The 26,510-nt window shown below is 63.5% G+C and carries 19 protein-coding genes; 9 read left to right on the top strand and 10 right to left on the bottom strand.

Annotation, left to right across the window (positions count from 1 at the left end):
* From ftsA to AC0KW6_RS17965, 7 genes are all read left to right on the top strand, one after another.
* On the top strand, positions 1-1,335 hold the full coding sequence (ftsA, locus tag AC0KW6_RS17995; protein WP_024090731.1) for a cell division protein FtsA: 1,335 nt from the start codon (positions 1-3) through the stop codon (positions 1,333-1,335).
* Positions 1,336-1,709: 374 nt separating this feature from the next.
* Positions 1,710-3,404 carry a cell division protein FtsZ gene (gene ftsZ / locus AC0KW6_RS17990; protein WP_474035581.1) on the top strand — a complete coding sequence of 565 codons (1,695 nt, stop codon included), beginning with the start codon at positions 1,710-1,712 and terminating at the stop codon, positions 3,402-3,404.
* Positions 3,405-3,604: 200 nt separating this feature from the next.
* Positions 3,605-4,552 (top strand): UDP-3-O-acyl-N-acetylglucosamine deacetylase, encoded by a 948-nt coding sequence (gene lpxC / locus AC0KW6_RS17985; RefSeq protein WP_323779697.1) that lies wholly within the window; start codon positions 3,605-3,607, stop codon positions 4,550-4,552.
* Between the two features lie 240 nt (positions 4,553-4,792).
* Positions 4,793-5,641, top strand: a complete 849-nt coding sequence (locus AC0KW6_RS17980; RefSeq protein ID WP_323779701.1) for an outer membrane protein assembly factor BamD — start codon at positions 4,793-4,795, stop codon at positions 5,639-5,641.
* Between the two features lie 27 nt (positions 5,642-5,668).
* Positions 5,669-7,318, top strand: coding sequence for a DNA repair protein RecN (gene recN, locus AC0KW6_RS17975; protein WP_474035580.1), 1,650 nt, complete (start codon positions 5,669-5,671; stop codon positions 7,316-7,318).
* Between the two features lie 101 nt (positions 7,319-7,419).
* Entirely contained in the window at positions 7,420-9,102 is a 1,683-nt protein-coding gene (locus AC0KW6_RS17970) for a chloride channel protein (RefSeq protein ID WP_474035579.1), read from the top strand.
* 207 nt (positions 9,103-9,309) lie between these two features.
* Positions 9,310-9,501 (top strand): hypothetical protein, encoded by a 192-nt coding sequence (locus AC0KW6_RS17965; RefSeq protein ID WP_323779708.1) that lies wholly within the window; start codon positions 9,310-9,312, stop codon positions 9,499-9,501.
* 214 nt (positions 9,502-9,715) lie between these two features.
* Here the strand turns inward: AC0KW6_RS17965 and AC0KW6_RS17960 are convergent, their stop codons facing one another.
* The 5 genes from AC0KW6_RS17960 to AC0KW6_RS17940 all read right to left on the bottom strand — a co-directional run bounded on the left by AC0KW6_RS17960 (position 9,716) and on the right by AC0KW6_RS17940 (position 16,448).
* On the bottom strand, positions 9,716-10,057 hold the full coding sequence (locus tag AC0KW6_RS17960; protein WP_323779711.1) for a DUF427 domain-containing protein: 342 nt from the start codon (positions 10,055-10,057) through the stop codon (positions 9,716-9,718).
* Between the two features lie 76 nt (positions 10,058-10,133).
* The gene (locus AC0KW6_RS17955) at positions 10,134-11,924 is read right to left on the bottom strand and encodes an aminopeptidase P family protein (protein ID WP_474035578.1); all 1,791 of its coding nucleotides are present in this window, start codon (positions 11,922-11,924) and stop codon (positions 10,134-10,136) included.
* A 300-nt stretch (positions 11,925-12,224) separates the two neighbouring features.
* Positions 12,225-14,102 carry a cobaltochelatase subunit CobT gene (gene cobT, locus AC0KW6_RS17950; protein ID WP_474035577.1) on the bottom strand — a complete coding sequence of 626 codons (1,878 nt, stop codon included), beginning with the start codon at positions 14,100-14,102 and terminating at the stop codon, positions 12,225-12,227.
* A 194-nt stretch (positions 14,103-14,296) separates the two neighbouring features.
* The gene (cobS, locus tag AC0KW6_RS17945) at positions 14,297-15,283 is read right to left on the bottom strand and encodes a cobaltochelatase subunit CobS (RefSeq protein WP_323779718.1); all 987 of its coding nucleotides are present in this window, start codon (positions 15,281-15,283) and stop codon (positions 14,297-14,299) included.
* 541 nt (positions 15,284-15,824) lie between these two features.
* Entirely contained in the window at positions 15,825-16,448 is a 624-nt protein-coding gene (locus AC0KW6_RS17940; protein ID WP_323779720.1) for a DnaJ domain-containing protein, read from the bottom strand.
* 106 nt (positions 16,449-16,554) lie between these two features.
* On the opposite strand from AC0KW6_RS17940, the gene AC0KW6_RS17935 reads away from it, so the two are divergent.
* Complete coding sequence (locus tag AC0KW6_RS17935) at positions 16,555-16,809, top strand: BolA family protein (RefSeq protein WP_323779723.1); 255 nt, start codon at positions 16,555-16,557, stop codon at positions 16,807-16,809.
* 15 nt (positions 16,810-16,824) lie between these two features.
* On the opposite strand, the gene AC0KW6_RS17930 is transcribed toward AC0KW6_RS17935, so the two are convergent.
* Both AC0KW6_RS17930 and gatB read right to left on the bottom strand, forming a co-directional pair.
* Positions 16,825-17,322, bottom strand: a complete 498-nt coding sequence (locus AC0KW6_RS17930) for a DUF4177 domain-containing protein (RefSeq protein ID WP_474035576.1) — start codon at positions 17,320-17,322, stop codon at positions 16,825-16,827.
* A gap of 447 nt (positions 17,323-17,769) precedes the next feature.
* Positions 17,770-19,281: an Asp-tRNA(Asn)/Glu-tRNA(Gln) amidotransferase subunit GatB gene (gatB, locus tag AC0KW6_RS17925; protein WP_474035575.1), complete on the bottom strand. Its 1,512-nt coding sequence runs from the start codon at positions 19,279-19,281 to the stop codon at positions 17,770-17,772.
* A 290-nt stretch (positions 19,282-19,571) separates the two neighbouring features.
* Here gatB and AC0KW6_RS17920 point away from each other — a divergent pair, with 290 nt between their 5' ends.
* A complete protein-coding gene (locus AC0KW6_RS17920) occupies positions 19,572-21,917 on the top strand; it encodes a Tex family protein (protein WP_474035574.1) in 2,346 nt (781 codons plus the stop codon).
* A 42-nt stretch (positions 21,918-21,959) separates the two neighbouring features.
* Here AC0KW6_RS17920 and AC0KW6_RS17915 read toward each other — a convergent pair whose 3' ends face one another.
* The 3 genes from AC0KW6_RS17915 to pepN form a co-directional block, all read right to left on the bottom strand.
* On the bottom strand, positions 21,960-23,258 hold the full coding sequence (locus AC0KW6_RS17915; RefSeq protein ID WP_474035573.1) for a hypothetical protein: 1,299 nt from the start codon (positions 23,256-23,258) through the stop codon (positions 21,960-21,962).
* Between the two features lie 160 nt (positions 23,259-23,418).
* A complete protein-coding gene (locus AC0KW6_RS17910) occupies positions 23,419-23,868 on the bottom strand; it encodes a hypothetical protein (protein WP_474035572.1) in 450 nt (149 codons plus the stop codon).
* Complete coding sequence (gene pepN, locus AC0KW6_RS17905; RefSeq protein WP_474035571.1) at positions 23,861-26,413, bottom strand: aminopeptidase N; 2,553 nt, start codon at positions 26,411-26,413, stop codon at positions 23,861-23,863. Before pepN ends, AC0KW6_RS17910 begins: the two co-directional genes overlap by 8 nt.
* Positions 26,414-26,510: the final 97 nt, after the last annotated feature.

The raw sequence follows: 26,510 nt of genomic DNA, 5'->3' as shown, positions 1-26,510 counted from the left end.
ATGACAGATCTCTATCAATCGCAGCGGGCAATGCGGCAGATGCGCCGTCAGGCGATGCAGCGCGGCGTGGTGGCCATTCTGGACGTGGGCAGTTCCAAGATCGCCTGCCTGGTGCTGCGGTTCGACGGCTCCGGGCGGCTGAGCGAGGATGGCTCCATCGGCGCCTTGGCCGGGCAGTCGGGGTTCCGGGTGATCGGGGCGGCGACGACGCGGTCGCGCGGTGTGCAATTCGGTGAAATCACCGCCATGCAGGAGACCGAGCGCGCCATCCGCACCGCAGTGCAAGCGGCGCAGAAAATGGCAGAGGTGCGGGTCGATCACGTGATTGCCTGTTTCTCCGGGGCCAATCCGCGCTCTTACGGGCTGGATGCCAAGCTGGATCTTGAGGGCCAGGTGGTCTCGGAACATGAAGTGGCGCAGGTTCTGGCCTCCTGCGAGGTGCCGGAATACGGCGCCGGCCGCGAGGTGATCCATGCGCAGCCGGTGAACTTTGCGCTCGACAACCGGTCCGGCCTGGGGGATCCGCGCGGCCAGATGGGGCAGACGCTGGCGGTCGACATGCATATGCTGACGGTGGATGCCATCGCGGTGCAGAACCTGGTGCGCTGCATCCAGCGCTGCGATCTTGAGCTGGCGGGAATTGCGTCGTCGGCCTATGCCTCGGGGTTTTCGGCGCTGGTCGAGGATGAGCAGGAGCTGGGGGCCGCCTGTATCGACATGGGCGGCGGCTCAACCTCGATCTCGGTCTTCATGAAGAAGCACATGATCTATGCCGACGCGGTGCGTCTGGGCGGCGATCACATCACCAGCGACATTTCGATGGGGCTGGGGGTGCCGCTGACCAATGCCGAGCGGATCAAGACCTTTTGCGGCGGGGTGCATGCCACCGGTGCCGACGACCGCGACATGATCGACATCGGCGGCGATACCGGCGATTGGGAGCATGACCGCCGCACCGTCAGCCGGGCCGAGCTGATCGGCATCATGCGGCCCCGTGTTGAAGAGATCCTGGAGGAGGTGCGGGCGCGGCTGGATGCGGCGGGTTTCGAATATCTTCCCAGCCAGCAGATCGTGCTGACCGGTGGCTCCAGCCAGATCATGGGGCTGGACGGGCTGGCCAGCCGCATTCTCGGCCAACAGGTGCGCCTGGGACGTCCCCTGCGCGTTCATGGCCTGCCGCAATCTGCAACCGGGCCGGGTTTTGCCTCGGCTGTGGGGCTGTGTCTGTTTGCGGCCCATCCGCAGGATGAATGGTGGGACTTCGAGATGCCGGCCAGCCGCCATCCTGCGGGCACTTTGGGCCGCGCCGTGCGCTGGTTCCGGGACAACTGGTAGGCCGTTTTCATTTTTGCCTGACGGGTCAAAGAGGGCGTGACAGCGCCGGCAGGACCCGTTAGGTTGTTCTTAACGTCCGCGGCAAACGCGGCGATTCAGCAGGCCGGGCAGTGGCCAGCCACATATCAGGAAAGATGTCTTCTGCAGAAGTGATTTTGCGGATGCGATTGGTGTGTTGTGTGTGGCTTGTGCTGAATCCCCCATATCTGCTAGGGACGGCGAAATACCGCGGTTCAGGCTTCAGAAAGAGGCCGTATTTTGTGGCACGTTGTGCTTTTTGGGATGACGAAACTCCCTCTGCGCGGTAGAATTATGGTGAATAGCACAGGAAAAAGCCCTTTGCGGGAAGGGCGGGTAACACAGGCGGTAAGAGCATGACGTTGAATCTATCGATGCCCGGGCAGGAAGAGTTGAAGCCGAAGATCACGGTGTTTGGTGTCGGCGGGGCCGGCGGCAACGCTGTCAACAACATGATCGCCAAGGAGCTGGACGGCGTCGAATTCGTCGTTGCCAATACCGACGCGCAGGCGCTGCAGCAGGCCTCGGCCAAGAGCCGCATCCAGCTGGGTGTGAAAGTGACTGAAGGCCTGGGGGCTGGCGCCCGCCCGCAGGTCGGCTCTGCCGCGGCTGAGGAAAGCATTGAGCAGATCGTCGACCATCTGGCCGGCGCGCATATGTGTTTCATCACCGCCGGCATGGGCGGCGGCACCGGCACCGGTGCGGCGCCGATCATCGCGCAGGCCGCCCGCGAATTGGGCGTGCTGACCGTTGGTGTTGTGACCAAGCCGTTTCAGTTTGAGGGTCTCAAGCGGATGCGTCAGGCCGAGGCGGGGGTCGAAAGCCTGCAGAAGGTCGTCGATACGCTGATCATCATTCCGAACCAGAACCTGTTCCGCCTGGCCAATGAAAAGACCACCTTCACCGAGGCGTTCTCGATGGCGGATGATGTGCTGTACCAGGGTGTCAAAGGCGTCACTGACCTGATGGTGCGCCCGGGCCTGATCAACCTCGACTTTGCCGACGTGCGCGCGGTGATGGACGAGATGGGCAAGGCGATGATGGGCACTGGCGAGGGCGAGGGTGAAGACCGCGCGGTCCAGGCCGCCGAAAAGGCGATTGCCAATCCGCTGCTGGACGAAATCAGCCTGAAAGGCGCGCGCGGCGTGCTGATCAACATCACCGGCTCGCACGACCTGACCCTGTTCGAACTGGACGAAGCCGCCAACCGCATCCGCGAGGAAGTGGACCCGGACGCCAACATCATCGTCGGTTCGACCCTGGACACCGGCATGGAAGGCAAGATGCGGGTTTCCGTCGTCGCCACCGGTATCGACGCTGTGGATGTGAATACCGAAATGCCGGTGCCGCGCCGTCCGATGTCGGCGCCGCTGCGTCAGACCGTCAGTGTCGAGAATACCCGTCCGGCGCCACTGGAACTGGAAACCCCGGTTGCCCAGCCGGCGGCTGCAGAAGCCGCACCGGCTGCAGCACCTGAAGCTGCTGCAGCGCTGGAAGAGCCTGCGCTGTTCGAGGAGATGAACGTGCAGCAGGCCGTTGCGCAGGAGCAGGCCGAGGACCTCTTTGAAGAGCCGGAGCAGGTGGACAGCGACGGTCTGCCGCCGCCGGCCTATCAGCCGCAGGTTCCGGAGTTCCGCCCGCAGGCTGCAACACGCGAGCCGCAGCCTGACGCCTTTGTGGCGCCGCGGGCACCGGCGCCGGGCACCCCGTCGCCGCAAGCGCTGGAGCGCCTGCAGGCGGCAGCGCAGCGGGTGCAGCAGCCGCGCCCGGCAGCGGCCCCTTCCGCGGCGGCGCCGCAGCCGCAACAGCAGCAGAATGCGCAGCAGCAGCCCGACGGGCAGCGCCGCTTTGGCCTGAATTCGCTGATCCACCGGATGACCGGCACAACCGAGGCTCCGGCGGGCAAGCCGCAGCCGCAGGCGGTGCGCCAGCAGCCGGCCATGCAGGCCCCGGCCGCCGCAGCCCAGCCGCAGCCGGTTCAGGCACAGCAGCCTGATCTTGACCAGGAACGCATCGAAATCCCCGCTTTCCTGCGCCGCCAGGCCAACTGACGGATCACAAAACTGGTTATAAAAGCCGCCTTCGGGCGGCTTTTTACGTTTTAAATGCAGATGTTTAAGTGGTTTTGAGCGGTGTTTTGCTTATCTGTTACAGCCATGTTTCAAACCGTTACAAAGATTGAGTTGTAGGTTTTTTTGCAAAACCTTAACTCTCTGTCGCAACACGGTCGGATGAGGCCGGAAACAGTGGAATGAGGCGCAAAGTGCAGAATACGCTCAAAGCATCGGTGGCATTTGAAGGGCCCGGCCTGCATTCCGGCCAGCCTGCACGCATGGTTCTGATCCCGGCTCCGGCGGGGCATGGCATTGTCTTCAAACGTACCGATATTGCATTGGGCAACACCCGGATTCCGGCGCGCTGGGATCTGGTCGAGCGCAGCCCGCTGTGCACCCGTCTGGTCAATACCTCCGGCGTCAGCGTGTCCACCGTGGAACACATCATGGCGGCCTTGGCCGGTTGCGGCGTGCACAATGCGCTGATCGAAATCGACGGGCCGGAAGTGCCGATCGTTGACGGCTCCTCGGCACCGTTTGTGCGCGGCATCATGCAGTACGGCGTGCACCGGCTGGGCGTGCCTGCCACAGCCTATGAGGTGCTGAAGCCGGTGACCGTGGAGAAGGACGGCGCCCGCGCCACCCTGCTGCCCAGCGACCGGCTGACCATTGAATTCCATATCGACTTTGCCGAGGCCGCCATCGGCCGCCAGAGCAAGGTTCTGGATATGCGCAACGGCAGCTTTGCACGCGAGCTGTGCGACAGCCGCACCTTCTGCCGTCAGGCAGACGTGGAAGCGATGCAGGCCAATGGCCTCGCTCTGGGCGGAGTGCCGGGCGAAAACGCCGTTGTGTTTGACGGAGAACGGGTTGTGAGCGGCGCGGGTCTGCGCCATTCGGATGAGCCTGTGCGCCACAAGATGCTGGATGCCCTGGGGGATCTGGCGCTGGCCGGGGGGCCGATCTTGGGGCGGTATGTTGGCGAGCGTGCGGGGCATGCGCTGACCAACACCTTGCTGCGTGCCTTGTTTGCGGAGCCGGGCGCGGTCCGGGCCGTTGCCTGCGATGCAGCGATGTCCGCGCGGCTGCCAGGGCAAGGTCTGATCTGGTCGGAAATCCCGGCAGAACAGCGGTGCGTGGCATAGGGCAGAAAACCAGGAACGAGCGGCAAACTGGCCCGGGACGCGCGTGTCCCGGGTCTTTTCCTTTCCAGGATCGGCAGGCAGGCGGGCGCAGGACCAGCAGGGCGCACTTGACCATTGCCCGCTTTCTCTGCCATGTGAACGGGGAATTGGCGAAAGGCGTTTTGCACGCCATTTGGATGTGCTAGAGACGGCATAACCGGGGCGGACACCCGTAAGTCAAAGACGGTGAGGTTAGGCACTATGAACGGCATCAGGGCGGGAGCCAAAACCCTCGGCGCGGTCCTTCTGATGGCGGCCCTTGCGGGCTGCGGCGGAGACGGCGGCGCGGTCAAGCGGGGCGAGTCTCTGGAGGCTTTCTCACCCGAGCAGATCTATGAGCGCGGTGAATTCGAGCTGGCCCAGAGACAGCCCAAGGACGCCGCCTATTACTTTGCCGAGATCGAGCGCCTGTACCCCTATTCCGAATGGGCCAAACAAGCGGTGATCATGCAGGCCTTTGCCTTTCACAGCACCAAGGATTACGAGAACAGCCGCGCCGCCGCGCAGCGGTTCATCGATTTCTACCCGGCTGATGAAGATGCCGCCTATGCCCAGTATCTTCTGGCACTCAGCTATTACGACCAGATCGACGAGGTCGGCCGCGACCAGGGGCTGACCTTTCAGGCGCTGCAGGCGCTGCGCACGGTGATCGAGGTTTATCCCGAGAGCGAATATGCCACTTCGGCGATCCTGAAATTCGACCTGGCGTTTGACCATCTGGCAGGTAAGGAAATGGAGATCGGCCGCTATTATCTGCGCCGGGGTCATTATACATCTGCGATCAACCGCTTCCGGGTGGTGGTCGAGGACTTCCAGACCACCAGCCACACAGCCGAGGCGCTGCACCGGCTGGTCGAGGCCTATCTGTCGCTGGGGCTGACCGACGAGGCGCAGACGGCGGGTGCCATCCTGGGCCATAACTTCCAGTCCACCGAATGGTACGACAGCAGTTACAAGCTGCTGACCTCGAACGGGCTTAAACTGCGGGACCGGGGCAACAACTGGCTGAGCCAGATCTATCGTCAGACGGTGAAAGGGCAGTGGCTGTAACGGCCGCTGCTGCACGGAGGCGGGGCTATGCTGCGCGCGCTTGATATCCGGGATATCCTGATCATTGATCATCTGGAGCTGAATTTTCAGCCCGGCCTCAATGTGCTGACCGGCGAGACCGGGGCGGGGAAATCCATTTTGCTCGACAGTCTGGGGTTTGTGCTGGGCTGGCGCGGGCGGGCCGAACTGGTGCGCCAGGGCGCAGCGCAGGGCGAAGTGCTGGCTGAGTTCGATCTGGCCGAGGGCCATCCGGCGCATGCCATTCTGGAGGAGGCGGGCCTGCCCGGGGGGGAGACGCTGATCCTGCGCCGGGTAAATACGGCTGAGGGGCGCAAGACCGCCTGGGTCAACGACCGGCGCTGCTCGGGCGAGGTGCTGCGGGCCTTGTCTGAAACCCTGGTGGAATTGCACGGCCAGCATGATGACCGCGGGCTTTTGAACCCGCGCGGGCATATGGCGCTGCTGGACCAGTATGCCAATGTGCAGGGGCTGCTGGCCTCGGTGCGGGCGGCTTGGGCCGGGGCGGCCAAGGCGCGCAAGACCGTTGAGGCCACACGCGCCGCCCTGGACGCGGTGCGGGCCGAGGAGGAGTTCCTGCGCCATGCGGTGGGCGAACTGGATAAGCTGGAGCCGCAACCGGGCGAGGACGAGGCGCTGGATACCCGCCGCCGTCAGATGCAGGCGGCCGAGCGCATCCGCGGCGACATCACCCGCGCCCATGCGCTGCTAAGCGAAGGCGCCGAGGCCGCCATGGGCGAAGCGCAGCGCTGGCTGGAGGGTGTTGCAGGCCAGGAAAGCGGCACCGGGCTGGAGGAGCCATTGGCCGCCCTCAGCCGTGCGATGATCGAACTGGGCGATGCGCAGGACGGGGTCGACCGGGTGCTGGGTTATCTGGAGTTCAATCCGGGCGAGCTGGAAGACTGTGAGGAACGGCTTTTTGCCATCCGCGGGCTGGCACGCAAACACGATGTGCAGGCCGATGAACTGGCGGGCTATGCGGATACCCTGCGCGGTAAGCTGGCGGCGCTGGATGCAGGCGATCAGGACCTGGCCGATCAGGAAGCCGCCTTGAAGGCCGCCGAGGCCGCCTATGCGCAGGCCGCGGAACAGCTGAGTGCAGCCCGCCGCGAAAGTGCTGTTGCGCTGGATCAGGCCGTGATGGCGGAACTGGCGCCGCTGAAGATGGAACGGGCGGTGTTTGAAACCCGCATTTCCAGCTGCGCGCCGGGGCCTGAAGGGATCGACGCGGTGGCGTTTACCGTGGCGACCAATCCGGGCGCTCCGGCAGGGGCCTTGAACAAGATCGCCTCGGGCGGCGAACTCAGCCGGTTTTTGCTGGCGCTGAAGGTCTGCCTGCGCGGCGAGGATGCTAGCAAAACCTTGATTTTTGATGAGATCGACCGTGGTGTCGGCGGTGCGACGGCGGATGCCGTGGGCCGCCGCCTGCGCAGCCTTGCCAGCAGCGGACAGGTGCTGGTGGTGACCCATTCGCCGCAGGTGGCAGCCCTTGGCGGCCATCACTGGCAGGTGCGCAAACAGGTGGTGGACGGCATGACATTGTCGCAGGTGGTGCCGCTGGCCGAGGCTGAGCGGGTAGATGAGCTTGCCCGCATGGTGTCGGGTGATACCATCACCGAAGAGGCCCGCGCTGCCGCCCGCGCACTGCTGGCCGGGTAGCCAGCCGGACCACCGCGGCGGCCCCCTGTTGCGGGTGAGGGGTCTTTACCCGGCCTGTGCCATGTGTAGGCTATTAAAACGAAAAGACCCGTTGACAGATTATGGTGCAAGAAATCCGTTCATCGATTTCCGCAGTTTTCCTGCAGTGGCTGGCTGGCCTCAAGGGCATCTGGCGGGTGCTGCGCAATCGCGGTCCCAGCCAGTTCCAGTTCTGGCTGATTGCATTGCTGATCGGCATCGCCGCCGGTTTTGCGGCGCTGTTTTTCCGCAAGGGCATCTCGGCCCTGCAGGCCTGGATCTATGGCGCGCCGGACGTCGATTACCTGCATTCTTTTGCGCAGGGGCTGCCGTGGTACATGCTGGTCGCCATTGCCGCGGGCGGCGGGCTGGTGGTTGGCCTTATCCTGGACCGGTTCACCCCGGACGGGCGTGTGCGGGCGGTGGCCGATGTGATCGAGGGCGCAGCACTGCATGACGGGCGCGTCGAGATGCGCGCAGGCGCCGCTTCGGCGCTGGCCTCGCTGATTACCCTGTCGACCGGCGGCTCGTCGGGCCGCGAGGGGCCGGTTGTGCATATGGCCGGGGTGATCGCCACCTGGGTCAGCAACCGGATCAACGCCGACGGCATCACCGGGCGCGACCTTTTGGGCTGCGCGGTGGCGGCGGCGGTCTCGGCCAGCTTCAACGCCCCGATCGCCGGGGCGCTGTTTGCGATGGAGGTGGTGCTGCGGCACTTCTCGATCAATGCCTTTGCGCCGATCGTTGTTGCCTCGGTGGCGGGCACGGTGATCAACCGGCTGGAATACGGCGATGTCACTGAATTCACGCTGGTCACACCAGGCGCGCTGCAATTCTACGTCGAACTGCCTGCCTTCCTGATCCTGGGGCTGATCTGCGGGATGGTGGCGGTGGTCCTGATGCGGGCGATTTTCTTTGCCGAGAAGGTCGGCACAAACGTGCAGGAGCGGCTGAGCGTGCCGCGCTGGCTGCGCCCGGCGGTGTCGGGAGCCATCCTTGGGGGCATCGCGGTCTGGTACCCGCACATCATCGGTGTTGGCTATGAGACCACTGTGCTGGCGCTGACCGGCGGGCTGCTGCTGGGCCAGGCGGTGGTCTTTACCGTGGTCAAGACAGCCGCGGTGGCGATCACCATGGGCGGCCGCATGGGCGGCGGGGTGTTTTCGCCTTCGCTGATGATCGGGGCGCTGACCGGGCTGGCCTTTGGCCTGATCGCCACTGCAGTGCTGCCGGATGTGTCCGGCACCCACACGCTTTATGCCTTTGCCGGCATGGGGGCGGTGGCTGCCGCGGTACTGGGAGCGCCGATTTCCACCACACTGATTGTTTTCGAGCTGACCGGCGACTGGCAGATCGGCCTGGCGGTGATGGTTTCGGTGTCGATGTCAACCGCACTGGCGTCGCGGCTGGTGCACCGGTCGTTTTTCCTGACCCAGCTGGAGAGCCGGAACATTCACTGCGCGGCGGGGCCGCAGGCCTATTTGCTGGCGCTGATCCGCGCCGGTGCGGTGATGCGTCCGATGGGCGACAGCCGCTGTGCGTCGCTGGAGGACTGTCAAACGCTGGTTGAGGAGGGACTGTGCATCCGTGCTTCTGCGTCACTGGAGGCGGCGATGCCGGTGTTCGACCGGGCAGAAGCGGCCTTTTTGCCAGTAATGATGGAAGAGGGCGGAACAGAGGAAATCATCGGCGCACTGTATCATGTGGATGCGCTGAAGGCTTACAACCGTGCCTTGGCTGCTACCGCAGCGGAGGAGCACAGATAGGCGGAACCGGGCAATCGGGTATCTGATCGCCGCGGCCCGACCGGTGCATCCCCCCGCTGTTACGGGAAAAATTGCGCATTCATGCCGGAATCTGTGCGAAATCGGTGACACGTAAAGGTTAAGTTAAAAATTTTATTGCTCTGAAACGGCGCCTGACCCAACACTGTAAGCGGATTATTGCTAGGCTTACTCATACGGTAGGAAAACATGTGCAATTTCGAAACCGGCCCGCAAGAGGCTGGCGCGAACAACAAGGCGGACGAACAGGCAAATGAACGGGCAGCGCTGGAAGCAGCGATCAACTATGCGATCCAATGCGCCCGCGAAACAGGCATTCTTGGTGCAGGTGATGCGCTGGAGGAAGCCAGGCGGAACCTCAGCCGCGCGATTTTGACCTGAACTTCGGCCTTTGTGAAAAAATAGCTGCGCCGGCCCCAGTTGCGGAGCCGGGCCGTTAATGCTTCACCGGGTATCAGGCGGTGGAAGCTGCTGCATCGCAAATGCGCTACACCGGTGCCTTGGCGCCGGCCGTTTTTTACTTCCGGTAAAACTTGTTCCTGATGCCCGGTTGCGGCGCGGGATATGGTGCCGCCCCGCAACCCGGACAACAGGTTCAGACTTGTTCGACTTTGACAGAGTCGCTCAGCACGAATGCCAGGCAGCCTTTGATTTTGGACGCCGCTTCAGCCGGGTGCTCATAGCTCCAGGCCGCGTTTTCGGTGACCGAGGACTTGTTGGCGATCGAGAAGTAGCTGGCCTCGCCCTTGTGCGGGCAATGGGTCGATTTGCTGGTCCGGTCGAGGAAGGCCATGGCGATGTCTTCACGCGGGAAATAGATGACCGGATCCATATCGCCCTCCGTCAGTTCCAAAGCATTGGAACTTTCTCCCAGTACAGCGCCGCCGGAGCGGACGACCCAGGTGCCTTCGGCCTTGCGGATACGGATATTGGTCATGCGTGTTTTCCCATTCTCTTCGTTCGTGTCGTCTGTTTCTGTTCAGTCTGTGTAACAGCCGGGTGTCAGCCTGCTGTCACAAGGGGGCAGTCGCGGCATCAAGCCACACCTGTGCGGCAGGGCTGAGCTGCGGGCCGATCTTTGCCAGAACCTCCTGGTGATAGCTGTCGATCCAGGAGGTCTCGTCGGCTGTCAGCATGGAGGCGTTCACCAGCCGCCGGTCTAAGGGGGCGAAGGTGAGTGTGCGCCAGCACAGCATCTCGCGCTCCGGATCGCTGCTGTCAAGAGCCGGGGCCGGTTCAACCACCAGAAGGTTCTCGATCCGGATACCAAAGGCGCCCTCGCGGTAGTAGCCGGGCTCGTTCGACAGGATCATACCCGGTTCAAACGGCACATGGCTGGTGCGGGCCAGCCGCTGCGGGCCTTCATGCACGCTGAGGTATGCGCCGACGCCATGGCCAAGGCCGTGGTTGAAATCCTGGCCTGCCAGCCACAGCGGCATCCGCCCGATGCATTCGATGTCGCGGCCCGCCAGCCCCTTGGGCCAGCGCAGGCGGGACATGGCGATCATCCCCTGCAGCACGCGGGTAAAGGCAGCGCGCTCTTCCTCTCCCGGCGTGCCGATGGCGATGGTGCGGGTGATGTCGGTGGTGCCATCCAGATACTGGCCGCCGCTGTCCAGTACCAGCAGGTGGCCGTCCTGCAGTGTGGTGTTGGTTTCCCCGGTCACCCGGTAGTGCATCACGGCGCCGTTTTCGCCGGTGCCTGCGATGGTTTCAAAGCTGATGTCGCACAGGGCGGGGTCCTCGCGGCGCAGCGCTTCCAGTTTCTTCACCACGTCGATTTCGGTGATCGTGCCGGGGGTCTGCACGTCGAGCCAGGCAAGCATTTCGGCAATTGCGGCGCCGTCGCGCAAGTGAGCGGCGGCACTGCCCTCAATCTCGGCTGGGTTTTTGCGGGCTTTGGGCAGGGCGCAGGGATCGCCTGCAGGCACCAACCGTTCGCCTAGCGCGTCCGCCACGATCTGCGGCAGGGTGCCGGAATCCGCGGCGACTGAGCCGTTCAGCGCTGCAGTTGCGTCGAGGAAGGCTTTGGGGTCATGCACGGAAACAGAGCTGCCGAAGTGGCCGTCCAGGCGGTCAAGCTTCGCCGCTGCCATGAACAGGTCGACACGGGCATCGCTGTGGAGAATGGCAAAACCATGCGCCACCGGGTTGCGCGCCACATCGCTGCCGCGGATGTTCAGCAGCCACATGATGCTGTCGGGCAGGGTAATGACGGCTGCCGCCTGGCCTGCATCCCGCAGACTCTTGGCAAGGCGGGCGCATTTGTCCGCGGCGCTTTCGCCCGCGTACTCAATGGGATGCGCGGAAACCGGCTGCATCGGCGGTGCGGGCTGATCCTGCCAGATCCGGTCCACCAGGTTGCCGCATTGTGCCAGGGTGATGCCGCTGCCCTTCAGGTCCTGGGTCAGCGCGGTGATCTGGCCCGCGGCATGAAGCCAGGGGTCAAACCCGATCTTGCCGCCATCGGGAAGCTGTTCCTTCAGCCAGTCCGCCAGCTGCACCTCGGGCCAGGGCACGGGGGTGAAATCCGCTGCCACCTGGCGTTTCACCTGAGTGCGGTAGCGGCCGTCGATGAACACGCCGGCGATATCCTGCAGTACTGCACAGAAGCCGGCCGAGCCGGTGAACCCGGTGAGCCAGGCCAGCCGTTCGTCGTGCGGTGCCACGTATTCGCCCTGATGCGCGTCGGAACGCGGCACCAGAAAGCCATCGAGGCCTTCTGCCGCCAGTTCCTTGCGCAGGGCAGCCAGCCGGGGCGGGCCCTGTTCCGGGCGGGCGGTCACGTCGAAAGTCTGGAACATGGGTGTTTCTCCTGAAGAATGAGCGGAGCGGCTTGGGGCAGATGCCCGTGGCGGCGTAAAGGAATGGGCACGGCTGCGCGCGCCTTCTTGTCCCAAATCGCCTTGCCGCTGGCAAGCCTGACGATGCGGGTTTGCTGCGGGGCAAGCGGCACGGGGGAGGCGGCAGCTCCCGCCCGGTCTCAGGGCATAGGGTGCCGCCGCGCGCGTCAGCACGCGGCTGTGCCCAAGACTGAGGCCGGCATCTTCGATGCAGGCCAAAGGCGCGGGAGGGCGCCCCTGGCTGAAGGGAGAGGGCTGACGTCAGCCGGCGCGTTTGATGCCCATGACCCGGGCGCGGGCGCGCGGGTCGCTGTCAAACAGAGCCGCCAGCTGCTCGGTCATCGCGCCGGCCAGCTGCTCCACATCGGTGATCGTGACCGCGCGTTCGTAGTACCGGGTCACATCATGGCCAATGCCGATTGCAAGAAGTTCCACCTGTTTCCGCTTCTCCACCATGGCAATCACATCGCGCAGGTGTTTTTCCAGATAGTTCGCCGGGTTCACCGACAGCGTCGAATCATCCACTGGCGCCCCGTCCGAAATCACCATCAGGATCTTGCGGGCTTCCTGCCGGGCCATCATCCGCCGGTGCGCCCATTCCAGCGCCTCGCCGTCGATGTTTTCCTTCAACAGGCCCTCTTTCATCATCAGGCCCAGGTTGGCACGGGTCCGGCGCATCGGCGCATCGGCGCCCTTGTAGATGATGTGGCGCAGATCATTGAGGCGTCCGGGCTGCTGCGGGCGTCCGTCGTTCAGCCAGGCCTCGCGGGCCAAGCCGCCTTTCCACGCACGGGTGGTGAAGCCAAGAACTTCGACCTTCACATTGCAGCGTTCCAGCGTGCGGGCCAGAACATCGGCGCAGATTGCCGCGATGGAGATCGGGCGGCCGCGCATCGAGCCGGAGTTGTCGAGCAGCAGCGTCACCACGGTGTCGCGGAATTCAGTGTCCTTCTCGCGCTTAAAGCTGAGCGGGGTGGTCGGGTTGGCGACAACGCGGGCCAGGCGGCCGGCGTCCAGCGTGCCTTCCTCCAGGTCAAACTCCCACGACCGGTTCTGCTGTGCCTGCAGGCGGCGCTGAAGCTTGTTGGCAAGGCGGGAAACCGCGCCTTTCAACGGTTCCAGCTGCTGATCAAGATAGGCGCGCAGGCGTTCCAGTTCAGCAGGTTCGGCCAGATCCTCGGCGGCGATTTCCTCGTCATGGGCGTCCTGAAACACCTTGTAGTCCGGGTCAGCCTCGGAAGCTGGCGGCGGGGCAGGCGGCTCCAGCGGCGCTTCGCCGTCGGGCATTTCGGTGTCTTCGGCGAACTCGTCATCCGCCATCTCGTCCATCGAGACCTGGGCCTGGCTTTCGTCCTGCTGCTGCTCCTGGGCCTGCTCGGGGCTGGCGTCGGCCTGATCGTCCTCGGAATCGTCCTGGCCGCTGCTGTCCGGATCGTCCTGCTCTTCGGCGTTGTCTTCGGCATCGTCATTGGTGTCGTCGTCCAGTTCATCCGGGTCGTCGCCCAGCTGGTCGCCGTAGCCGAGGTCGGAAATCACCTGCCGCGCCAGTTTGGCAAACTCGGCCTGATCGGCGATCTTTTCGTCCAGGTCTTCCAGTGTGCCGCCGGCCTGGGATTCGATGAAACCGCGCCACAATTCCATGATGTTCGACGCCCCTTCGGGCAGCGGGCGCCCGGTGGCCAGATGGCGGATCAGATAGCCTGCGGACGCCGCCAGCGGCGCCTCGGAGGAGGACTTCATCTGATCATAGCCGCGCCGGATCGACTCGTTACGGATCTTCACGTCGATGTTGGAGGCAGTGCCGGGCATGTGGCGCGCGCCCATCGCCTCGCAGCGGGCGGTTTCCATCGCCTCATAGAGGTCGCGGGCCATTTCGCCCTGCGGCACATATTTGGCGTGGGTGGCGTTGTCGTGGAACTTGTGGCGCAGCGCCAGCGCGTCGGCGGTGCCGCGGGCCAGCAGCACCTCCTCGCGGCTCATCCGGCGGGAGACCTGCGGCAGCCGCATCGAGTCGCCCGAGAGCCCCGAGGGGTCAACAGTATAACTGACCGACAGGTCCGGGTCGTTGGCCATAACTTTGGTGGCTTCGGCCAAGGCCTTCTTGAATGGATCGGCGGGGTTGTCGTTCGGCTTTTTCATGGTCGCACCTAGTCCCTTGTGAGCATCCCCCCTCTTTTCGGGAAAGTCCAGTGGCCAGCTGCGGATAGGGCAGCGCCCGGCCCGGCGGGAAGGGAAGCGGAGTGCCCGCCCCGTCGTGCTGAAAGCACGCCTCCGGCTTGACGGAGGGCGGGACGGGCGCTGCCCGGCCTAACGGCCGAGCGGCACGTCACAGATTAGCCCAGCGAAACGCTGGCCGCGCTTTCCGGCAGTTCTTCGTCAAAGCAGCGCTGGTAGAACTCGGCCACGGTCTGGCGTTCCAGCTCGTCGCATTTGTTCAGGAACGACAGGCGGAAGGCATAGCCGACGTTGCGGAAAATCTCGGCGTTCTGGGCCCAGTTGATCACCGTCCGCGGCGACATCACGGTGGACAGGTCGCCGTTCATGAAGGCGGTGCGGGTCAGGTCGGCAACGGTCACCATCTGGGAGATGGTCTTGCGGCCCTTCTCGGTGTTGTAATGCGGCGCCTTGCTGAGCACGATCGCGCTTTCGGCATCGTGGCTCAGGTAATTCAGGGTCGAGACCAGCGACCAGCGGTCCATCTGGGCCTGGTTGATCTGCTGGGTGCCGTGATACAGCCCGGTGGTGTCGCCCAGACCCACGGTGTTGGCGGTGGCAAACAGGCGGAAGAACGGGTTCGGGGTGATGATCTCGTTCTGATCCAAGAGGGTCAGCTTGCCGTCATGCTCCAGAACCCGCTGGATCACAAACATCACGTCGGCGCGGCCCGCGTCATATTCGTCAAACACGATCGCAACCGGGTTGCGCAGCGCCCAGGGCAGGATGCCTTCGTGGAATTCGGTGACCTGCTTGCCGTCGCGGAGCTTGATCGCGTCCTTGCCGATCAGGTCGATCCGCGAGATGTGGCTGTCGAGGTTGACCCGCACCGAGGGCCAGTTCAGCCGGGCGGCGACCTGTTCGATGTGGGTCGATTTGCCGGTGCCGTGGTAGCCCTGGATCATCACCCGGCGGTTGTGGCTGAAACCTGCCAGGATGGCCAATGTGGTTTCCGGATCGAACTTATAGGTGTGGTCCACCGCCGGCACCCGCTCGGAGCCTTCGGCAAAACTCTTGACCGTCATGTCGGTGTCGATCCCGAACACATCGCGGACCGAAATCGTCTCGGTCGGTTTCGCATCCATATCCACAAAGCCGTCGGTCATCGCAGTCGATCCTTATCCCTCTTCCCTGCTGTCAGGGGTCATTTCGCGGGATTGGTGCCTGATCTGGCGGGCAAGGGCAAGGGAAAGTAGCGCCGCAAACCGGCTGAGGTTGCGATTGTTCTGGATCTGGACAGGACGGTCGGGAAAGGCGGGCAGCGCCCGATCCTATGCACAGCGCCCCCAGCCGGGCAGCGGGGGGCGCGTTTTGCCGGCTCTTGATGAGCATTGGGGGGAAGGCTGCGGCCGGCTCCTCTTTGGGTAACCGGTCATGGCGGCACACGTCAAAGAAATAAAGAGTCTATTTTAAAGTTTCGGCAAAAGACCGCCCATAACGGACGGGCCGATATTGGGGCAGCAGGCGGGAAAGCGCAGGAGTGGAGACAGCCGCATTGCTGGCGGAAACCTCTGGCTGCGGACTGGTTTGCCTTATGGCTGTTGTGCCTCTTGCCCTGGCGGAAATGCTTTGGGGACCAAGCCCCCCGCAGGCCGGCAAAAAAAGAGCGGCCCCTGGCCGCCCTTCGCGCATCGGTATTCCGGCCGCTTATTTGAAGCTTTTGCTGTCTTTGATCTGGTCCCAGGCCCACATGACCTCTTGCAGCTGCTCTTCCTGGCTGCGGTCGCCGCCGTTGATATCCGGGTGCAGCACCTTGATCAGCTTCTTATAAGCCTTGCGGATATCAGCCTTGGTCCAATCGTCCTTGGCCTCCAGAATCTCGACCGCGCGGCGCTCGGTGGGGGGCAGGCGGCGGCCTGCCTTGGCGGCGCGGCCGGGGTTCTGCGTGGCGTTTCCACCCAGTACCTGATGCGGATCCTCGATGCCCAGCCGCGCCCAGGCGCGGGCTTCGGGGTCGCTCATCGGCTTGGTTTCGCGCTCCCAGACCTTGTCTTTGGACCGCTGCGCGTTCAGCTCAGCCTCGGTGGTGCCTTCAAAGAAATTCCATCCATTGTTGTACTCGCGGACGTGCTCCTGGCAGAACCAGTAGAAATCATCCAGCACATCCGGCGCCTTGGGGGCGCGGAACTTGCCGGCTTCCTCGCAGCCGTCCTTGTCGCAGACACGAACGGAGGTTTCGGACGCGCCAGTGGCGGCCCGGCGTCCACGCGGGTTCTTTTTCTTGGCTGAGCGGATAGACATATCAAAGCCAAAGGGATCGGACTTGCTCATGGGGGCGCACCTTCTAGACGCATCTGTTCGACTCGGAGGCAGCAGTTTAGTCTAAGGGGCGCCAGATTGAAGGGGGCGCGTCGAAAAAAGATGGGATGAGCGGAAAATGAACGTGAAGCAAGAGATGGAGGCAGCGCTGCAGGCGGCATTTGCCCCCAGCGCACTGGAGGTGGTGAACGAAAGCCACAAACACGCAGGCCATGCCGGCGACGATGGATCGGGCGAGAGCCACTTTGCGGTGATGATCCGGGCAGAGGCCTTTCAGGGCATGAACCGGGTGGCGCAGCACCGCGCCGTGCACAAGGCACTGGGTGGTATCGTGCCCCGCATTCACGCACTGGCGCTGGATATCGGGAGATAAGGGCGCAGGGGAGGATCAGCCCTCCCCATCGCCTTTCTGCTCGGCGCGTTTTTTCAGCGCGGCGGTCATGCCTGCAACCGGGCTCAGCTCTTCAACACCGTCATCTGACTGCATCCTGGCGGCACCGGCACCGGGCACCTGGCTTGCTTCCGGGGGCGCTTCCGGATCGCCGGCCGCGGCTGTCAGCGGCGGTGCTTGGGGTTCGGAACGGTGGAATGCGACCGAAGGCGCAGCGGGTTCTCTGCGGCCTGGGGGCGGTGTTTCCGCTGCCTGCTCCGCGGCAGTGGCGCGGCGGAACACCATCACGTTGCGCCAGTTGGTGGTCGAACCGGTAAGCCCGGAGCGTTCCTCGCTGGGCAGCAGTTCGGCGCGCTGGAATTCCCAGCCGTCAGCCGCCATTTCGTTCAGCAGGATCTCGACCGAATTGGCAAAGCGTGCCTCCGGGGTCTTTACACCCTTCGCCTTGGTGCCCTTGGCGGGGGCGGGGATAACTTTGTATTCGTAGGGGTGCATTGGCTTTTCTCTTCCAGCTTGACGGCTTGTACCAAGCAATTTGGAGCGGGCCAAGACGGGTAATTGGGTTGAGGAGCAGGAACGGCCTGCCAAACCTCAAAAACAGGAAGGCATTAGCGGCGCGGCATGAAGCCTTGTAGCAGCACCTGCACAGGCTTCAGAAGCTATTCCGGTGGTTCAGGCAGGTCTTTTGATTTGTATGTATCGGGAAATGGGGGCCATTCAGAACAGAAAGCGGCAGGTGGCACCGGAGCTGTCAATTTTAGCATTTCGCCGGATTTGCAACTGCTTCGGGGGTTCGAATGGCGTTGATTTGGCAAGCGTGAGGTATGCAGCCTTGTGTGATGGACCGGGCACTGGCGCGCAGCGCGTGCTGTTTAGCCCTCGTCATGGAGCACAAAAAAGGCGCCGCAGGGGCGCCTTCTTAAGATAGGGTTCCGGCAGGGATCAGTCGCCCAGTTTCTTGGCAACCAGCTCGTTCACCGCCTTGGGGTTGGCCTTGCCGCCGGTGGCCTTCATCACCTGGCCGACGAACCAGCCCGCCAGTTTCGGGTTCACCTTGGCCTTTTCGACCTGCGCCGGGTTGGCAGCGATGATCTCGTCCAGGGCGGTCTCGATGGCGCCGGTATCCGTCACCTGCTTCATGCCGCGCTCCTCGACGATCTGCGCCGGGTCGCCGCCTTCGGTATAGACGATCTCGAACAGGTCCTTGGCGATCTTGCCAGAGATTGCGTCTGAGGAAATCAGATCGATGATCCCGCCCAGCTGCGCCGGGGAAACCGGCGAGTCGGTAATGGCATGGTCTTCTTTCTTGAGGCGGCCGAACAGCTCGTTGATCACCCAGTTGGCGGCCAGCTTGCCATTGCGGCCCTTGGCGGTTTCTTCAAAGTAGGCGGCCGCTTCCACCTCGGCGGTCAGCACCGAGGCGTCATAATCGCTAAGGCCGAAGTCCTTGATGAACCGCGCCTTTTTCTCGTCCGGCAGTTCCGGCAGATTGGCGGCGATGTCATCCACCCAAGCCTGTTCGATTTCCAGCGGCAGCAGGTCGGGGTCGGGGAAATAGCGGTAGTCATGCGCCTCTTCCTTGGAGCGCATGGAACGGGTTTCGCCCTTGTCCGGATCATAAAGCCGGGTTTCCTGGTCGATCTTGCCGCCTGCTTCGATGATGGCGATCTGGCGGCGCGCTTCGACCTCGATGGCCTGCTGGATGAAGCGCATCGAGTTCATGTTCTTGATCTCGCAACGGGTTCCGAGGTGCGAGAAGTCCTGGGTCTCCTGGTACTTTTCATACTGGCCGGGCAGGCAGACCGAGACGTTGACGTCGGCCCGCAGATTGCCGTTCTGCATGTTGCCGTCGCAGGTGCCCAGATATTGCATGATCTGGCGCAGTTTGGCGATGTAGGCGGCGGCTTCCTCCGGCCCGCGGATGTCGGGGCGGGAGACGATCTCCATCAGGCAGACACCGGTGCGGTTCAGGTCCACGAATGACATGTTGGGGTCCATGTCGTGGATCGATTTGCCCGCGTCCTGCTCCATGTGGATGCGCTCAACCCGCACGTTGCGCGCGGTGCCGTCGCCCAGCTCCACCAGCACTTCGCCTTCGCCCACGATGGGGTGGTAGAGCTGGGAAATCTGGTAGCCTTGCGGCAGGTCGGGGTAGAAATAGTTCTTGCGGTCAAAGGCGGACCACAGGTTGATATCCGCCTTGAGTCCAAGGCCGGTGCGCACCGCCTGTTCAATGCAGTATTCGTTGATCACCGGCAGCATGCCGGGCATTGCCGCGTCCACAAAGGCCACATTGGAGTTCGGCTCGGCGCCGAATTTGGTGGAGGCGCCGGAGAACAGCTTGGCTTTGGAGCTGACCTGGGCATGCACCTCCATGCCGATGACCAGTTCCCAGTCATGCTTGGCGCCCGCGATCACCTTGGGCTTGGGGAGTTCATATGTCAGGTCGAGCATGGTTTTCCGCCGTATCCGAATGTCCTTGGTTGGCAAGGGTTCTAGGCGTGTGCGGAGCAAGGGGCAAGGGGCTGGTGGCCGAGAATGCGCTGGGAGGCGCGGATACGTCCTTAATTGCTCGGGCTGTAAGCCCGGGCAGCGCCAGTCCGCCCCATGCGCGGGTGCTTTCCTTCCGCCCAAGGGCGGGCGCTGCCCTTTGCGATGGCTTGCTCGAGACTGATTCAGCCCCTTGGCGATACGCCTGCGCGGAGCTAGAACTGGCAGCCCGAGCAGTTCAACAGGAGGCCGCCTTGGACACATCCGCCCGCATCAGCCAGACCATCGCCACAGAGATCGGCGCTGCCGCGAAACAGGTGAACGCCGCCGTTGCGCTGCTGGACGAGGGGGCGACAGTGCCCTTTGTCGCGCGCTACCGCAAGGAGGCGACGGGCGGGCTGGACGATACCCAGCTGCGCACCCTGGCAGAACGGCTGGAGTATCTGCGCGAGCTGGAGAAACGGCGGGCGGCGATCCTCGAGTCGATCCGCGGGCAGGACAAGCTGACTGACGATCTCGCGGCCTCGATCACCAAGGCTGAAACCAAGGCGCAGCTGGAGGATATCTATCTGCCCTACAAGCCGAAGCGGCGCACCAAGGCGATGATTGCCCGCGAAAACGGGCTGGAGCCTTTGGCAGACGCCATTTTGGCGGATCGGAATGCAGATCCGGAGAAACTGGCCGAAGGTTACATCACCGAGACGGTGGCGACGGTGAAAGACGCGTTGAACGGGGCACGGGATATTCTGACCGAACGTCTGACAGAGAATGCGCATTTGCTGGGGCGGCTGCGGGAATTCCTGCAGCGGGAGGCGGTGCTGACCGCCAAGGTTATCGAGGGCAAGGAGCAGGAAGGCGCCAAATTCTCCGACTATTTCGCACATACTGAGCGCTGGGCCGATGTGCCGTCGCACCGGGCACTGGCGATGCTGCGCGGATCTAACGAAGGCGTGCTGACGCTGGATGCCGGGCCGGAACCGGAAGAGGGTGTGGCACGGGCCGAGGCGATGGTGGCCGCGGAATTGGGCGCGGGCGGCAACGGTCCAGGGGATATCTGGCTGCGCAAGGTGGCGGGCTGGTGCTGGCGGGTGAAGCTGAGCCTGTCGATGATGCTGGAACTGATGGGCGATCTGCGCGCCCGGGCACAGGAGGATGCGATTCAGGTGTTTGCGCGAAACCTGAAAGACCTGCTGTTTGCGGCGCCAGCCGGTGCGCGGCCGACCCTCGGGCTGGACCCGGGCATCCGCACCGGCGTCAAGGCGGCGGTGGTTGATGCAACCGGGAAACTGGTGGCGACAGAGACGTTGTATCCGTTTCAGCCGAAGAACGACCTGCGCGGCGCGCAGGTGTCGATCGTCAAGCTGATCGCCGAACACGGCGTCGAGCTGATTGCCATCGGCAACGGCACTGCCAGCCGCGAGACCGAACGGATGGTGGCGGAAGTGCTGAACCATCTGCCTGCCAAGGTGAAGGCGCCGACCAAAGTGGTGGTGAGCGAGGCCGGTGCCTCGGTCTATTCCGCATCCGAGCTGGCGGCGCGGGAGTTTCCGGATCTGGATGTGTCCTTGCGCGGCGCGGTGTCGATTGCCCGGCGCCTGCAGGATCCGCTGGCGGAACTGGTGAAGATCGAGCCCAAGAGCATCGGCGTGGGCCAGTACCAGCATGATGTCGATCAGCACAAGCTGTCGAAATCGCTGGAAGCGGTGATCGAGGATGCGGTGAACGGTGTGGGGTTGGATCTGAATATGGCCTCGGCACCGCTTCTGGCGCATGTCTCGGGGCTTGGCCCCGGCTTGGCGGAGGCGATTGTCGCACACCGCGACCTGAACGGGGCGTTCATGACCCGCAAGGAGTTGCTGAAGGTCGCGCGGCTGGGCCCCAAGGCGTTTGAGCAATGTGCCGGTTTCCTGCGCATCCGGGATGGCAAGGAGCCGCTTGATGCGTCCTCGGTCCACCCCGAGGCCTATGATGTGGCGCGCAAGGTGGTTGCGGCCTGCGGGCGCGACATCCGGCAGATCATGGGCGATGAAACCGCTTTGAAAGGTTTGCGGGCTGAAGATTTTGTCAGCGACAAATTCGGCCTGCCCACTGTCCGGGATATTTTGCAGGAGCTGGAAAAGCCGGGCCGCGACCCGCGCCCTTCATTTGTGACGGCATCCTTCAAAGACGGGGTGGAGCAGATCACTGACCTGAAGCCGGGCATGGTGCTGGAAGGCACGGTAACGAATGTGGCAGCCTTTGGCGCCTTTGTGGATATTGGCGTGCATCAGGACGGGCTGGTGCATGTCAGCCAGCTGGCAGACCGGTTTGTGAAGGATCCGCATGAGGTTGTGAAGACCGGGCAGGTGGTCAAGGTGACGGTCACAGAAGTGGACGTGACGCGCAAACGGATCGGCCTGACCATGCGCAAAGATGGCGGTGCGTCGGCCAAGGAAGACCGGAATGCGCGCGGCCCGGCCAAGGGTGCAGGACCACGGCGGGGCGGCAAGCCTGCAGGCGGAAAAGGAAAAACGTCTGCCAGCCCCAAGGGGAGCCAAGGCAAGGAGCAGGGCACAGGCGCGCTGGGTGCGGCGCTGATGGATGCCTTTAAAAAGAAGTAGCAAAGCGGGGCCTTGGCCCCGTTTTTCATGAGAACCGGCCGGCTATGCCGGGCTGAATTGCAGGCCGTGGTTGGTAAAGGCGACTTTCTGCCCGCCTTCGATCTCTCCGCGGAATTGCCCGGCTATGGCGGCAAGCGCGCCGTCATGACCGCGGTCAGCCAAGCGGCTGACGGAACGGATGCGGTCACTGTTGTCAAATCCCTCGGCAGCATGAGCCCAGACCAGCGGATGCAGTTCCGTCAGGTGATCGCGGATCAGCCAGGTTGCGGCCCCGGCAATCTTCAGCCGCGGCACGTCGGCCTGCAAATTCTGGCCCAGGCCCCTGCGCAGGGAAACCGTGCAATAGGCGGCCAGCAGGTTGACCATCTCCTGCGAGGGGTTGGCATTGACGATGTCCTTCAGCCCGTCGAGGAAGAGCCGGGTGTCAACACGGGCGCAGGCCTGATCGTCAATGGAAATGGCGTCGAAATAGACCCAGGTGTAGCCGCCAGCCCCCCAGGTTTCAGCGGTGCGGGACGCGGTGCGGCGGGCCTCCAGTTCGAGGGCCGCATAGGAGCCGGACCGGTGTGGCAGCATATGGGCGCCGAGTGTGCGCATGTGGCGGTGGTTGCCGGGAGCAAGATCAATCAGCGCGCCGAATTCGTCCGCCACCCGCAGCGTCCCGGCGTTGCGGCCGGCAAACAGCGCACAGCGTGCGGCTTTCAGAAACGGGCTGTCCCGGCAGCCTTTTTCAATTGGATCCAGCAAGGCCGCGGCACGGTCGAAATGGGCGGCGCAGCGGCGCTGGTTCGGCTGCGATGCCACGGTTTGACCACCGGTCCCGCGCCAGGCCCAGCCGATGTCGATATGGGCAAGGGCAACCAGGGCCGTCAGATAGGGATCTTGGCGGTTCTCGGCCCGCAGCGCCTCAAACGCCATCAGGCCGCGGATCAATGAGCGGCTGCAGGCATCCTGGTCCTCCGCCAAAGCATGTTCGGTTGCGTTCACAACATCAGCCCGGGCGCCATAGGCGACGAGGTCAGCCAGCGGCAGACCGCAGCGGGCGGCGGCGCGGGTTTGATCCGCGTCACGGATTTGCCGGGACAGTTCGTCCCAGCGCTCTTGCCGGGCCAGAAACTGGCCGCTGTCCTGGGCCTGGATGCACTCCGGATCACCCCTTGCGCTGCAGACCGGGATGGACAGGCTGTCTTCCAGGCGGCGGTCCGGAAGTTCCGCTGCCGGGGCTGGGTGCGGAGCAGGGACAGGAACAGGAACAGGAATGGCGGCAGGCTTGGCACGGTCGGAAACCAGACCTGAAATTCGGGACAGAAGATCCCGTGCCTGTCGAGAGGTTGTGAGCATTTGCGCTTCCTGGTGAGTGGCAGCTTGTCGTTTCTCACAATGTCGTCAGACATTGGGGCGCAAAGATGGCGGCACTGGGAAAGTTCACGCCTAAATGGGAACATTCGCGGGGGGCAGCGACACGCGCGCCGGCTGATGTGCAAATTTACAGGCCGGGCCGTCAGAACGCAGCGAAATGATGACGTTCGGTTTTGATGCCGCGGGCTTGGAATGCGGCGTCTGCTTCGGCGTGCGGCGGGGTGGCCTCCTGCGGCAGGCGGATGCGCTTGCCGCTGCGCAGGATCAATGTGGCGCGGACTGAGAAATCCCAGCGGGTGTCAAAACGTACACGGTCGATCTCCCCAAGTTCGGCTTTGCCGGTCAGGCCTCCGGTGAACCATTCGATTTGGTTTCCCGAAAACATGAGGCCTGACAGGGGATTGCGGATCAGATCCAGAAGCGCGGGGAGAACCGGCAGGGCCAGCAGGATCACCAGCAAAACGGCCGCATCCAGCAACAGCCACGACAGTAGCAGTACCGCCAGCCAGGCGCCAGTTGCCAGCATCGCAGCCAGAGAGCGGCCCCGGCGGGAGAAGCTGTAGCCCGCCGCCGGAGAGGGTGTTTCAGGCATCCAGGATCCGGGTGATCATCTCATTGGTGTCCCGGCTGAGGCCCGGCGCGCCGGCAATGCGGCTCATCTGGGCACGGAGCAGCGCTTTCCGGTCCGTACCATAGCGTTTCCATGTCTGGAAGGCGGCGCACATACGGGCGGTGGTCTGCGGGTTCAGCTTGTCCAATGCAATCAGGTTGTCTGCCAGCAGGGCATAGGCCTCGCCGCTTGCATGATGGAAGCCCGCGTGGTTGCCCGCCAATGCGCCAAAAACTGCGCGGAAACGGTTGGGGTTCTTCATGTCGAACAAAGCGTGTTTGGTCAGGGCGGCCGCGGTGGCTGCGGTTTTCTGTGGCGCGGAGCAGGCGATCTGCAGGGCAAACCATTTGTCCATCACCAGCCGGTCGTCTTGCCACTGGTCAAAGAATGCCTGTGATTGGGAATCCCCCTTTTCGGCTTTCATCAACGCGGCGAGGGCGGCGTATTGCTGGGTCATGTTGTCCGCAGCTGCGTATTGGCGCACGGCCTGTTCGCCTCCGTCCAGACGGGTGAGCAGCGACAGGATGCGGCCATTCAGGGCGCGCTTGCCGGCACCTTTTGCATCCGGGGCATAGGCGCCGTCCACCGTTGTGGCAGCATACAGCCGGGGCAGGCTGGTTTCCAGCTGCTGCGCCAGGGTCTGGGTAAAGGTCTCTGCCGCGTCGTAAATTTTCTGCGGATCGGGTGTGAAGCCGCGTTCATGCAAGGTCTGGGCGATGTCGGCCTGGCTGGGCGGGGTCAGCACCAGGGCGCGGAAGGCCGGATCCTGATCGTCGTCACGCACCAGCTTTTCCAGCGCATCGAGATAGGCCGCATCCGGGGCGGCGCCATCCAGAACCATTGCCACGCGGGATTCCTTGGCCAGCGCGTTGCCTGCTTCCCAGCGGTTGAAGGGGTCGGTGTCATGCGCCAGCAGGAAGGCGCGTTCGGCGTTTGTGGTTTCACGTTCCAGAATCACCGGGGCGGAGAATTCGCGCAGGATCGACGGCACGGGTTTCGAGGCGAGGCCGCCAAAGGTGAAGCTTTGTTTTGCCCCGGTCAGCTCCAGCACCTCGGTCGCGCGCACTTCGCTGCCGTTGGGGGACAGCAGGCCCACCGCCATCGGGATCACCCGCGGCGCCTTGTCCGGCTGGCCGGGCGTCGGGGGCGTCGATTGCTCAAACGTCAGTGTGTAGGTGCCGTCCGCGAAGTCTTCGGACACCTTCACCCGCGGCGTGCCGGCCTGGCTGTACCACAGCTTGAATTGCTGCAGGTCGCGCCCAGTGGCGTCTTCGAACACTTTCAGCCAGTCTTCGATGGTGCAGGCCTGGCCGTCATGGCGCTCGAAATAGAGTCTCAGCGCCTTGTAGTAGTTGTCATCCCCCACCAGCCGCTTCAGCATGCCGATCACCTCGGCGCCTTTTTCGTAGACGGTGGCGGTGTAAAAGTTGTTGATTTCCTGGAATTGTTCTGGCCGCGGCGGATGCGCGAGGGGGCCGCCATCCTCGGGGAACTGGCGGGCGCGCAGGGTGATCACATCCTCGATCCGCTTGACCGGTTCCGAGCGCATGTCGGCGGTGAACTGGGCGTCGCGGAAGACGGTCAGCCCCTCCTTGAGGCAGAGCTGGAACCAGTCGCGGCAGGTGATCCGGTTGCCGGTCCAATTGTGGAAATACTCATGGGCGATGATTGCCTCGATGCGCTCGAAATTGGCGTCGGTCGAGGTTTCGGGCGAGGCCAGAACGCAGGAGGAATTGAAAATGTTCAGCCCCTTGTTCTCCATCGCGCCCATGTTGAAGTCGTCCACGGCGACGATGTTGAACAGGTCGAGGTCGTACTCAAGCCCGTAGACGTCCTCGTCCCATTTCATCGACTTCTTCAGCGCCTCCATGCCAAAGGCGCATTTGCCCTCGTCACCGGGACGGACCCAGATGTTCAGCTCGACATCCTTGCCGGACCTGGTGGTGAAGCCGCCGGGGTAGTTGACCAGATCGCCCGCCACCAGCGCAAACAGATAGGCCGGTTTCGGCCAGGGGTCGTGCCATTCGGCCCAGCCTTCGCCCTGGCCCATCGGGTTGCCGTTCGACAGCATCACCGGTTCGTCGCCTTCGATGCGGACAGTGAAGGTGGACATCACGTCGGGGCGGTCGGGGTAATAGGTGATCTTGCGGAACCCCTCGGCCTCGCATTGGGTGCAATACATGCGGTTGGACATATAAAGCCCCTCCAGCGCGGTATTGCCCGCCGGGTTGATTTCCACTTCGGCCTCCCAGGTGAAGGGCGCGCTGGGCACTTTGCAAGTAAGGCCTTTATCGGTGGTTTCGGGTGCGATGTCCTGGCCGTCGATCTTTGCTGAGATCAGCTGGAGGTCCTCACCGTGCAGGAAGAAGGTCTTGTCAGCTGCATCCGCTTTCGGGGCAAAGCGGATCTTGCTGAGAACGCGGGTGGTTTCCGGCGTCAGGCGGAAGGTCAGGTGAACGCTTTCAACGTCATATCCAAAAGGGGTGTAATCTTTCAGGTAGAAGGTTTGGGGCGTGTCTTTGGCCATTCTCGCTCTCCTCTGCACTGCTTCTTTTCAGGTGTAATGTATAGGGGCAGGACTGCAAGCGGATTGGTGGCTGTAACGCCGCAACGGGAAAATTCCG

The sequence above is a fragment of the Leisingera sp. SA215 genome, assembly GCF_055902035.1.
This window is presented reverse-complemented; position numbering and strand designations above follow the sequence as displayed.